This window comes from Hominisplanchenecus sp. (assembly GCF_046967715.1).
In the GTDB taxonomy this organism is placed as follows: Bacteria; Bacillota; Clostridia; order Lachnospirales; family Lachnospiraceae; genus Hominisplanchenecus; species Hominisplanchenecus faecis.
In genome coordinates this window covers 1-11,678 of sequence record NZ_JBKVNQ010000020.1, presented here as the reverse complement: position 1 = coordinate 11,678, position 11,678 = coordinate 1, and the positions used below count along the sequence as shown (strand labels likewise).

Below are 11,678 nucleotides of genomic sequence, written 5' to 3'. Positions count from 1 at the left end.
GGGCAGATTATGGGATTTATGATAATTGACGGTAGAAAAGTAGAATTTACCGATGAAAAAAATATTCTGACGGTCATAAGAAAAGCAGGCATTGACGTACCGACACTGTGTTACCATTCAGAACTTTCTACTTTTGGTGCGTGCAGACTCTGTACGGTAGAAGACGACAGAGGAAGGACATTTGCGTCCTGTTCCGAAGAGCCGAGAGATGGCATGGTGATCTATACAAACTCAGAAAAAGTAAGAAAATACCGCAAGCTGATCGTAGAGCTTTTGCTGGCTGCACATTGCAGAGACTGTACGACCTGTATCAAGAGCGGCGAGTGTGTACTTCAGGAACTGGCACACCGCCTCGGCGTGAAAAAAGTACGTTTCCAGAATACAAGAGAAGAAAGACCGCTTGACTTTTCTTCTCCTGCGATCGTGCGTGATCCGAATAAATGCATCCTTTGCGGAAACTGCGTGCGTGTCTGTGACGAGATCCAGGGGATCGGTGCGATCGATTTTGCTTACCGCGGAACCGATGCGATGGTCATGCCGGCATTTGACCGGCAGATCGCAGAGACAGACTGTGTAAACTGCGGACAGTGCCGTGTATTCTGCCCGACCGGTGCGATCACAATCCGTACTAACATTGGAGAAGTATGGAAGGCACTGGCAGACAAAGATACCAGAGTCGTGGCTCAGATCGCCCCGGCAGTGCGTGTGGCAGCCGGTGATGCATTTGGACTTCCGAAAGGTGAAAATGCGATGGGCAAGATTGTGGCAGCTCTGCACCGCATGGGATTTGATGAAGTCTTTGACACCAGTTATTCAACGGATCTGACGATCATGGAAGAATCTGCAGAATTCCTGAAACGCCTGGAAAAAGGGGAAAACCTGCCGCTGCTCACCTCCTGCTGTCCGGCTTGGGTCAAATTTGTGCAGGATCAGTTCCCGGATTATAAAGAAAACATTTCCACCTGCCGTTCTCCGCAGCAGATGTTCTCCGCGGTCATTAAAGAATATTACCGCAATCCGGAGCATGCAGAAGGCAAAAAGACTGTTGTTGTATCCATTATGCCGTGTACGGCAAAGAAGATGGAGGCAGAACGTCCAAACAGTTATACCAAAGGTGAGAAGGATACGGATATTGTCATCACCACAACGGAGCTTACCAGGATGATCCGTACTGCCGGTATTGCACTCGATAAGATCGAAGTAGAATCCTGCGATATGCCGTTTGGTATTGCATCCGGTGCCGGTGTGATCTTCGGTGTGACCGGAGGTGTAACTGAGGCCGTGATCCGCAGACTCGTTCCGGGACATGGAAATGCCGTGATGGATTCCATCGCAGAAGCCGGTATGCGAGGCGAAGAAGGCATCAAAGAATTTTCCATCACTTATGAAGGCAAAGAACTGAATATCTGCGTAGCCAGCGGACTTGCCAATGCCAGAAAAGTCATGGAACAGGTACAAAGCGGTGAGAAACAATATCATCTGATTGAGATCATGGCGTGCAGACGCGGCTGTATCATGGGTGGCGGTCAGCCAATCCCGGCAGGTCCGAGACATAAAGAAGCAAGAGCAAAAGGCCTGTACCGTGCAGACGGAAATATGGCGATCAAGAAATGTACCGAAAATCCGCTGATGGATGTTTTCTACAACGGAGAAGATTTCAAAGGAAAAGCACACGAGCTGTTACATAATCCGTTCTAAAAGCGAGACCCCCTCACATATGCTGTATCAGTATAGTGAGGGGGTTAAATTATGGATACGTTTCATCTGTATCAGGATATACAGGCACGGACGAAGGGCGAGATCTACATAGGCGTGGTCGGCCCGGTGCGAACAGGAAAATCCACGTTTGTCCGTCGCTTTATGGAGCAGCTTGTTCTGCCGCATATGAAAAAAGAAAACAGTCAGGTATCAAAAGATGAACTCCCGGTGAGTGGCGGCGGAAAGACGATCACGACCGTAGAACCGAAATTCGTTCCGGCGAAAGCAGCAGAAGTAGAACTGGATGAAGGGATTACGGCAAAAATCCGCCTGATCGACTGCGTGGGATTTGTGATCGACGGAGCTTTTGGACTCGATGAAAACAATCAGGTGCGGATGGTAAAAACGCCGTGGTTAAAAGAGGCAATCCCGTTTCCGCAGGCAGCGGAGATCGGCACCGGAAAGGTAATCCGTGACCACTCAACTGTCGGGATTCTGGTGACAACCGACGGAACGATTGGAGATTTCCCGAGGGAAGCTTATAAAAGTGCCGAGGAAAAGACGGTTCTGGAGCTGAAAAAAACAGGCAAGCCGTTTGTGATCGTTTTAAATTCTCAGAAACCGTATTCGCAGGAGACGAAAGCACTGGCAGAAGAATTGTCAAAAACGTATGAAACTGCTGTGATCCCGGTCAACTGTGAGCAGATGAAAGAAGAAGACATCCGCAGGATCCTGACGGAGCTTCTCTATGCATTTCCGCTGACCCGTATTGAATTTTTTGTGCCGCGATGGATTGAGACACTGGATGTGGAACATCCGGTAAAAAAGGCAATCCTGGAGTCGATTCGTGAAATTTTTGCAAACGTCGGCAGTCTGCGGGATGTGACGGCAGAGTCACTGGCACCATCCTGCGAATACATCGATAAAAGCAAACTGGAACAGATTTCCCTCTCTGACGGCAGCGTACAGGTGCGTCTCGAGGTGCCGGAAAAATATTATTATCAGATGCTCAGCGAGATGGCAGGCGTGCAGATCGACGGAGAATATCAACTGATCTCCATGATCCGGGAATTATCTGAGAAACGCAGAGAATATGAGAGTGTGCAGGAGGCATTAAATGCAGTACATGGCACAGGCTACGGCGTGATCACACCGCAGAGAGAAGAAATCCGTCTCGAAGCACCCGCCCTCACAAAACAGGGAAATCGCTACGGTGTCAAAATAAAAGCCAGCAGTCCGTCTGTTCATCTGATCCGGGCAGATATCGAAACCGAGATCGCACCGATCGTCGGCAGCGAACAGCAGGCAAAAGACCTGATTGCTTATATCGAAGAAAACGCAAAAGGAGAAAATGGCATCTGGGATACCAATATTTTCGGAAAATCCGTCAGCCAGCTGGTAGAAGACGGCATCCGCACCAAACTTGCCATGATCGGCGAAGAAAGCCAGGGCAAATTGCAGGATACCATGAAAAAGATTGTCAATGAATCGAGCGGAAGGATGATCTGTATTATCATATGATGCCAGGATTGTGGGAGTGCATAGCACGAAACAATCCGTAGGCATCAAAGTCGGGGGCTTTTGACCCCGACATCATATTCAACTGTAAAATGCAGCTTATGTACAACATAGGCTGCATTTTTTTCTGCACAAAATCAGAAAGTGTTCGAAAATCAAAGAAAATCAGACCACAGCGTCTGACACATCTTGATGAAGGAAAAGAAAACTTATAAAATAAAAAAGAAATAAGATTTATAAAAACAAAGGAGTTTTTATGAAAGACCAGAAATAGGGTGTAGTGTGAGTTGTAACAAGAGCGGATGGAAAATCATTCGCTCTTGCTTTTTTTCTTTTCAGGTGTTGCAGTTTGCATAAGAAAAAGTTATACTATAGTTTCAAGATTAAAACAAACGATAAGGATGATAACATGAATGAATTTGCAAATCTGCTGTCGGCATTCGTAAAAGAAAAAGGTGTAAAAATACAGCCCTTTGCCAGGTATTGTGGTTATGACCGGGCGAATATGTACAAAATTCTCAAAGGTCAGAGAAATCTTCCGGGAAGAGAGATTGTGGAGAAGGCAGTAAAATATATGCACTTGCTTCCATCAGAGGAAGAAAAACTCTGGGAAGCGTATGAAATATCTGCACAGGGATCCGATAATTATTACAGACGCAAGGAAGTCCAGAAATTTTTTACTGAGCCAATTCTCAGTAGTAATGTTAATATAACTGCCCTGACGGAGGGAGAACCGGCAAAATTTGGCATACTTAACAATGAGAGTATTCCTCTTCGGGGAGGATATGAAATAGATGCTGCTTTGTTTCGGCTGATTGGAGAAGAAAGTCGGAACAAAGACGGACATTTGCGGCTTATGATCCAGCCGGAAAGTAATTCCCTGAGCAGTATCCTGTCCGTGCATGGAAACTATGCCTGCAATACTCGTATTGACCATATTGTATGTCTGAGCAGCAATCCGGAAAACGTATATAGGAAAAAGAATTATAATCTGGATTGCCTGCGGTGTGTGCTGCCACTCTACAATTATAATTATGATTATAATACCTGGTATTATTACAGTAAGATTCCGGTGCAGGAGAAAAAATTTGGTCTTTTTCCGTATATGGTTTTGTCATCGAAGTATGCCTGTGTTTTAACAGCTGATATGCAAAAAGGATATATAACGGCAAAACCGGAAATATTGAGGATTTGCGAGGAGATTTTTGAAGAATGTCTCGAAGAGTCGAAACCGATGATTCGGCGTCTTACAGATCTTGATGAACAGTTTGAAGTTACCGGTAAAATTTTGAAAAATAAAGATCAGGTACAGAGCTTTCAGATGACACCATGCCTGACTCCGGTGCTGACAGAGCAAATTTATGAAAAATATCTGAAAAAAGAGCTTCCGGGAAGGGAAAAGCTAATCCAGACGCTTTACACTTATGGGGAAGAAATCAAACGCTCAGATATTCAGTATGTTACGTCACTGGAAGGGATAAAGCGTTTCCTGAAAACCGGAATAATCAGTGAATGGCCGCCGGAATTGTATGATCCACTTGAAATGGATGACCGTATCCAGTTAATAAAAGATTTGATTTTTTCGGACAATGGAATAAATATCCGTATTTTAAAGAAGACGGTGGGAAATTTTGATGCAGAAATCTACCTGTGCGTCAGCAGAGAATATGGTATTCTGAAATTTATTGTTCCGGAAAAACAGATGCAGCTTCATCTTGTACTGGAAGAAACGGGATTGCTTTTTTCGTTTTTTGATTTTTGTGAAAATTTATCGACGGAACAAATATTTAGCAGTTCGGAAGAGATAGAAAGTTTTTTGGAAAATTGGCAGCTGAGTGAAAAGGTGCTGTTTTAGAAAGTGGTGAAAGCATTTCTATTTTATTTTCCCCACAGGTACAGGTTGTATTTTCTCGGGAATACATTTGACAAATACAGGAATTTCGTCTATAATGGCGATGAAATGTAACAAATTTGTAACAAATAGTTTGATATTTAGTTACAGATCAGTTTTGACAAGTGTGGGGGAAAGGATAAATAATGAAGAGAAAAAGAAGAATCATACTGGCAGTATTCGCAGTGATGTTTGCGATGCTTTGTATGCCGCAGAGGGCGGAGGCTGCAAGAAAGGCAGTCTGGAAGGATGTTGATGGTGTCTGGTATGCTTACAGAGGCAGCAAACTGGTGAGGAACAAGTGGGTTGGCGATTACTATGCCGGTCCGGACGGTTCCCTTGTGAAAAACCAGTGGATTGGCGAATATTTTGTGGGTGAAGACGGAAAATGGATTGAGAATTTTAAAGGCGGCTGGTATAAAATTAATAAAAAATATTATTATTATACCCCGGAAGGTGAAAAGCAGCTTGGCTGGATCCAGCTCGGAAAACGGAAGTATTATCTGGATCCGAAGAAAAATGGTGCGAGAGCGACCGGCTGGAGAAGGATCGAGGGATATCGCTATTATTTCAGAAAAAAGAAAGGTTATATGCTGACAGGCTGGAGATATATCAACAAGCAGTATTACTTTTTTCAGAAAAATACAGGAATCTGTCTTCAGGGCTGGTTTCACTGGATCGGTAAAACCTACTATACCGGTGAAAAATATTACCGTGTGACCGGATGGCAGGTGATTGACGGAAAACGTTATTATTTTGCAAAAGACGGAGGTTTGCAGAGCGGCTGGCTTGATTCGAAAGGAAAGAAATATTATCTGGATCCGGACAATGGTTCTGCTGCAGCAGTTGGTCTGCTTTCTGTTGACCGTGTTACATATTATTTCAATGCCAAAGGTGTCATGCAGAAAAACAAGGCAGTTACGATTGACGGCGTTGTCTATAACATTGACCTGAATGGAAGGTGTACAGCAAACATTCAGGACAGGGATGATAATATCACAGACAAGATGTTGTTTTTTACGACGTTTGAGTCAGGAACGGCAGCCTATGCACAGGTTGGTGGAGACAATGGCAATGCCTGTGGCAAATATCAGTTTGACTATCGCTATTCACTGCTTCCATTTGTGAAATATTGTTATGAGAGCAATCCGACATTTTTTGCAGAATTTAAAAAATATGCGGCATACACTGACAGTCAGAAATCACTGCTGAAGGGAAATACGAAATTCTATGCGGCATGGAGAACGATCTACAACAAATCGCCGAAAGGCTTTGCTTCTTATCAGGATGCTTATGCAAAGCGTGAATATTATGATGTGACGGCAGGATATCTGCAGAGCAAATTTAATATCAATATGGATGCAAGACCGGATATTGTAAAAGGAGCAGTATTTAGCTATTCCATCCAGCACGGTCAGTGGACGGCAGCAGGAGCAGTCAAAGCGGCCGGAATCAAAAACAGTACGACGGACGAGCAATTTTTACAGAAACTGTATGCATACCGCAAAAAAACATATCCGGCGTATACCACGCGTTACAACGAAGAACTTTCCCTTGCATTATCTTTATTGTAAAAAAGACAGCGGTCAGACGAAGAGAACATATTTTCGAACTGACTGCTGTTTTTTGTTGCGAAGCCGTTTTTTTCCTGTTATAATGAATTGGATATCGGTGACACTCATTTAGTGCCAAACGAAGTAGAGCACAGATTGCGGGCGTTACTTTGTAATGGAGCGATTCGCAAGTATCCTTTGGGATCAAAATAATCGTGAGAGTACAAAGTACAAAACAATCTGTTGGCATATAGTTTAAGGATTTATACAAAGCAAAATAATTTACAGGAAATAGAAGAATAGAGGACGATCATGATTCTGGAAGAGACATTAGAGAAAATCAAGAAACCATCACAGGAAGCGATGGAGCGGTGCAGGCAGCACTGGGATTCGATCGCAAAGCCGCTGCACAGTCTTGGCAAACTGGAGGATGCTCTGGTGCGGATCGCCGGGATGACCGGAAATGAAAGGATCCATCTGGATAAAAAGGCACTGGTTGTGATGTGTGCAGATAATGGTGTGGTAGAAGAGGGAGTCACGCAGTCCGGGCAGGAAGTGACAGCGATTGTTTCAGAAAATATGCTGTCTGGCAAGGCAACTTCCAGCATTATGTGCCGATCGACCGGAGCGGATATCTTCCCGGTCGATATCGGGATCGCAAGAGACACTTCTCTTCGAAATGAAAAAGTGGCGTATGGCACGAAAAATATGGCAAAAGGTCCGGCGATGACCAGGCAGGAAGCAGTGCAGGCGATCGAGACTGGCATCCGCATTGTTCGGGAATTAAAGGAAAAAGGTTATCAGATCCTTGCAACCGGAGAGATGGGGATTGGAAATACCACCACCAGCAGTGCTCTGGCAGCTGTTTTTCTGGGGATTCCGGTTGAGACGGTAACAGGAAGAGGTGCAGGGCTTTCCACTTCCGGGCTGACAAAGAAGATATCTGCGATCCATCAGGCAATCCAGGTAAATCAGCCGGATCCGGCGGACGGCATCGATGTGCTTGCAAAAGTCGGAGGATTTGACCTTGCCGGGATGGCAGGTCTGTTCCTCGGCGGTGCGGCAGAGGGGATTCCGGTTGTGATCGATGGAATCATTTCTGAGGCGGCAGCATTGGCGGCGTATGTGATCTGCCCGGACTGCGTAAATTATATGATTGCTTCTCATCTGTCAAAAGAACCGGCGGCACAGATGATTCTATCGAAACTGGGATTAGATGCCATGCTGGACTGTGAAATGCACCTTGGGGAAGGCACCGGGGCACTGGCACTGTTTCCGATTCTTGATCTTGCCTGCACGGTTTATAACAGTATGAGTACGTTTGAGGAAGTAAGCATTGGACAGTATGAGCATTTAGTCTGAGGAGGGAATCCTATGTTTGTTACGGTGACCGGCGGCAGCGGCAGCGGGAAATCTGCCTTTGCGGAAGAACAAATCCTGAAATTTCCGGAGAAAAACAGGCTCTATATTGCGACGATGGTCTGTTTTGATGAAGAGAGCAGACAGCGTGTGAAACGCCACAGAAAAATGCGAAAAGAGAAGCATTTTGATACCCTGGAATGTCCGACGGATCTTGTCCATGTCAGGATTCCAAAGGACACGGCGGTGCTCCTGGAATGTATGTCCAATCTGGCGGCAAATGAAGTTTTTTCGCCGGAAGGGGCAAAAGAACACGCTTATGAGGCAATCTGTGATGGGATTTTACATCTGAAAGAGCAGGCGGCAGATGTCTGCGTTGTCACGAATGAGATTTTTTCAGATGGTATGGTCTATGATAAAGAGACGGAAAATTATCAGAGGCTGCTCGGAAGGATCAATGCATATCTGGCGGAAATTTCCGATGTCTGCTATGAAGTAGTCTACGGTATCCCGCTTCGGATAAAGTAAAAAAATTTTGATATCACAGATGCTGTTTCTGGCAGCAGGAAAGAAGAGAATGGCATGAAAAATATAGGAAGAAGTCTGTGCGTTGCTTTTTCGATGTATTCGAAGATCCCGATGCCGCAGGTGGAATGGACAAAAGAAAGTATGCAGTACTGTATCTGCTTTTTTCCGGCAGTCGGGGCTGTGATCGGAGCGGCAACACTTCTGTGGAATATGCTTGCCGGAGCGAAGCTCTCTGGAAGTCTGCTTTTTACAGCAGTTCTGATCCTGATCCCGGTTCTGATCACCGGAGGGATCCATCTGGATGGTCTTCTGGATACAGCAGATGCACTCAGTTCTTATAAAACAAAAGAAGAAAAGCTTGAGATCTTGAAAGATTCGCATGCCGGAGCATTTGCGATTATCATAGGGATCTGCTGGTTTGTTCTGGATTTCGGGATTTATTCCGAGGCAGATGCCCATACAATAGGACTTCTGGCAATCGGTTTTGTCATTTCCAGGGCATTGAGCGGACTTTCACTGGTATCTTTCCGTATGGCGAAAAATACAGGGCTTGCAGCGACGTTTTCAGACATGGCATTAAAGAGCAGAGTGCGGATCGTGATGATCTGTTATCTGATCGTATGTGCCGGACTTTTGCTGTATCTGGATCCACTGTACGGAACGGCAGAGCTGATCGGGGCATTGCTGGTATTTTTCTGGTACCGCCATTTATCTTATGAAAAATTTGGCGGGATCACCGGCGATCTGGCAGGATTCTTCCTTCAGAACTGCGAACTGTTTATGGCAGTCTGCGTGATCGGACTTCGTATTGTTTTACGTTAAGATGATGCCATGCAAGGTCGGCTGTGCATCTTGCGATAAGGATGTCGAAAGTTAAAAATTATATGAGAAATGGAGATATCATATATGATATTGATCGTAGGAGGAACGTTTCAGGGGAAAAAGGCGTTTGCAGAGAAACTTCTGAACGAGAAAAGAGAACATTTTACGGACGGCACAAGCTGTGCTTTTTCGGATATTTACCATGCAAAAGTGCTGTTTCATTTCCATGAGTACATCCGAAGAATGTTGGAGCAGGAAATGAGTGTGCAGGATCTGGCAGAACAGCTGCGGATGAAGAATCCGGATCTTGTCCTGATCAGCAACGAACTCGGATGCGGCGTGGTTCCGATGGATGTGTTTGACCGGAACTACCGGGAGACAACCGGGCGTGTCTGCACGGAGATTGCTTCTGAGGCAGATGCAGTGTATCGTGTAGTCTGCGGTATCGGAACAAAAATCAAATGATGCAGCATCCTGGCGGATGGCAGAGGTGCACAGAAGAACCGGGCATTGCGATGCATGGTGTGCATCACTGTGAGCAGTGGACAGCAAACAGAAAAAGGGAACGATATAATATGGATGTTTATCTGATACGACACGGAAAAACAAAAGGAAATCTGGAAGGGCGATATATCGGGACAACGGACGAACCGCTCTGCGAAGAAGGAAAGCAAAGTCTTATGCAGATGGCAGATGCGAAAAAGTATCCGGCAGTGGAGGCACTTTTTGTAAGTCCGATGCTGCGGTGCAGGGAAAGTGCGAAGATCCTGTTTCCAAAGCAGTCTATTTCTGTGGTTTCAGATCTGCGGGAATGCGATTTCGGCAGATATGAAAACAAAAATTTTCAGGAATTATCCGGTGATGCGGATTATCAAAGATGGCTTGACAGCAACGGGACACTGCCGTTTCCGGCGGGCGAAGAGCAGAGCCATTTCCGGAAACGCTGTGTGGAAGCTTTTAAAACGATTGTGGCGGAACTTTTGGAGCAAAAGAAATATTCTGCGGCGATCGTCGTCCATGGCGGAACAATTATGAGTATTCTGGAAGCACTGGCGGAAGAAAAAAAGGCATTTTATGACTGGCAGGTTGGAAATGCGATGGGATATCATCTGTATATATCAGATGAGACATGGAAAAAAAGACAGAGACTAACCGTTCTGGAAAAAATCACGTAACGGTTTGGAATATAAAACAGAACAACAGAGGGGAAAATATGATCGCGTATATCAAAGGGGAACTTGTGGAGACACTTCCGGGAAGTGTGATTTTGGATGTCCATGGAATCGGATATCGTATTTATATATCGGGAAGAGAGTCGGAGCAGCTGACGAAAATGGGCAGTCAGGTGAAGCTTCACACTTATTTTCACGTAAAAGAGGATGCGATGCAGCTCTATGGATTTCAGCACAAGGATGATCTGGAAGTTTTTTCACTGCTGCTTGGTGTCAGCGGGATCGGACCGAAGGCGGCACTTGGGATCCTGACTGCATTTTCAGCAGATGATTTGAGATTTGCCGTTTTGTCGGAAGATGCAAAAACCATCGCCAAAGCACCGGGGATCGGTGTGAAGACGGCGAAAAAAATGATCCTGGAACTGAAAGACAAGCTGGATCTGGAGGATGCATTTGAGAAGAAGCTTCTGCATGAACAGGAAGCAGAAGAGACGCTTCCGGATGCAAGAGGAGAAGCAGTGGAAGCCCTGACAGCTCTCGGCTACAGTCCGGCGGATGCTCTGCGTGCCGTGCAGAAGGTGGAGCCGGGAGATGATATGGACACCGAGGCAATACTGAAAGCAGCACTGAAAAGAATGATCTGATCTGAAACTGGAATGATGCCGGGGTTAAAAGTCTGAAATCGCAGGGCATCTTCTGACTTTAAGATCTTAGAATAAATAAAAAGAGGAAAAAAATGGCAAAGCGAATTATCACAACGGATATTCTGGAGGAAGATGTATCTTCTGAAAAAAATCTGCGACCGCAGACATTAGAACAGTATATTGGACAGGAAAAAGCAAAAGAAAATTTAAAAGTTTATATCGAAGCGGCGAAGCAGAGAGGCGATACGCTGGATCATGTCCTTTTCTATGGACCTCCGGGACTTGGAAAGACGACGCTTGCCGGTATCATTGCCAATGAGATGGGGGTAAATATCAAGATCACCTCGGGACCGGCGATCGAAAAACCGGGGGAGATGGCGGCAATCCTTAATAATCTGCAGGAGGGCGATGTGCTTTTCGTAGATGAGATCCACCGTCTGAACCGTCAGGTGGAGGAGGTACTCTATCCGGCCATGGAAGACTATGCGATCGA

General features: G+C 45.4%; 11 protein-coding genes. All 11 read left to right on the top strand.

What is annotated here, in order from left to right:
• The first annotated feature begins 9 nt into the window (after positions 1-9).
• On the top strand, positions 10-1,698 hold the full coding sequence (locus tag ACLTL4_RS04405; RefSeq protein ID WP_412320280.1) for a [FeFe] hydrogenase, group A: 1,689 nt from the start codon (positions 10-12) through the stop codon (positions 1,696-1,698).
• Between the two features lie 51 nt (positions 1,699-1,749).
• Positions 1,750-3,219 carry a stage IV sporulation protein A gene (spoIVA, locus tag ACLTL4_RS04400; RefSeq protein WP_022119221.1) on the top strand — a complete coding sequence of 490 codons (1,470 nt, stop codon included), beginning with the start codon at positions 1,750-1,752 and terminating at the stop codon, positions 3,217-3,219.
• A gap of 406 nt (positions 3,220-3,625) precedes the next feature.
• Positions 3,626-5,071: a hypothetical protein gene (locus ACLTL4_RS04395; RefSeq protein WP_412320279.1), complete on the top strand. Its 1,446-nt coding sequence runs from the start codon at positions 3,626-3,628 to the stop codon at positions 5,069-5,071.
• Between the two features lie 182 nt (positions 5,072-5,253).
• Positions 5,254-6,681 (top strand): N-acetylmuramoyl-L-alanine amidase family protein, encoded by a 1,428-nt coding sequence (locus ACLTL4_RS04390; RefSeq protein ID WP_412320278.1) that lies wholly within the window; start codon positions 5,254-5,256, stop codon positions 6,679-6,681.
• A 291-nt stretch (positions 6,682-6,972) separates the two neighbouring features.
• Complete coding sequence (gene cobT, locus ACLTL4_RS04385; protein WP_412320277.1) at positions 6,973-8,022, top strand: nicotinate-nucleotide--dimethylbenzimidazole phosphoribosyltransferase; 1,050 nt, start codon at positions 6,973-6,975, stop codon at positions 8,020-8,022.
• A 12-nt stretch (positions 8,023-8,034) separates the two neighbouring features.
• The gene (locus ACLTL4_RS04380) at positions 8,035-8,547 is read left to right on the top strand and encodes a bifunctional adenosylcobinamide kinase/adenosylcobinamide-phosphate guanylyltransferase (protein WP_022119214.1); all 513 of its coding nucleotides are present in this window, start codon (positions 8,035-8,037) and stop codon (positions 8,545-8,547) included.
• Positions 8,548-8,601: 54 nt separating this feature from the next.
• A complete protein-coding gene (locus tag ACLTL4_RS04375; protein WP_412320276.1) occupies positions 8,602-9,369 on the top strand; it encodes an adenosylcobinamide-GDP ribazoletransferase in 768 nt (255 codons plus the stop codon).
• Between the two features lie 84 nt (positions 9,370-9,453).
• Entirely contained in the window at positions 9,454-9,834 is a 381-nt protein-coding gene (locus ACLTL4_RS04370; RefSeq protein ID WP_412320275.1) for a bifunctional adenosylcobinamide kinase/adenosylcobinamide-phosphate guanylyltransferase, read from the top strand.
• Positions 9,831-10,544, top strand: coding sequence for a histidine phosphatase family protein (locus ACLTL4_RS04365; protein WP_226911789.1), 714 nt, complete (start codon positions 9,831-9,833; stop codon positions 10,542-10,544). Before ACLTL4_RS04370 ends, ACLTL4_RS04365 begins: the two co-directional genes overlap by 4 nt.
• A gap of 38 nt (positions 10,545-10,582) precedes the next feature.
• A complete protein-coding gene (gene ruvA / locus ACLTL4_RS04360) occupies positions 10,583-11,185 on the top strand; it encodes a Holliday junction branch migration protein RuvA (protein ID WP_173865785.1) in 603 nt (200 codons plus the stop codon).
• Between the two features lie 92 nt (positions 11,186-11,277).
• A partial coding sequence (locus ACLTL4_RS04355; protein WP_412320274.1) for an AAA family ATPase occupies positions 11,278-11,678 on the top strand: 401 nt, incomplete at its 3' end.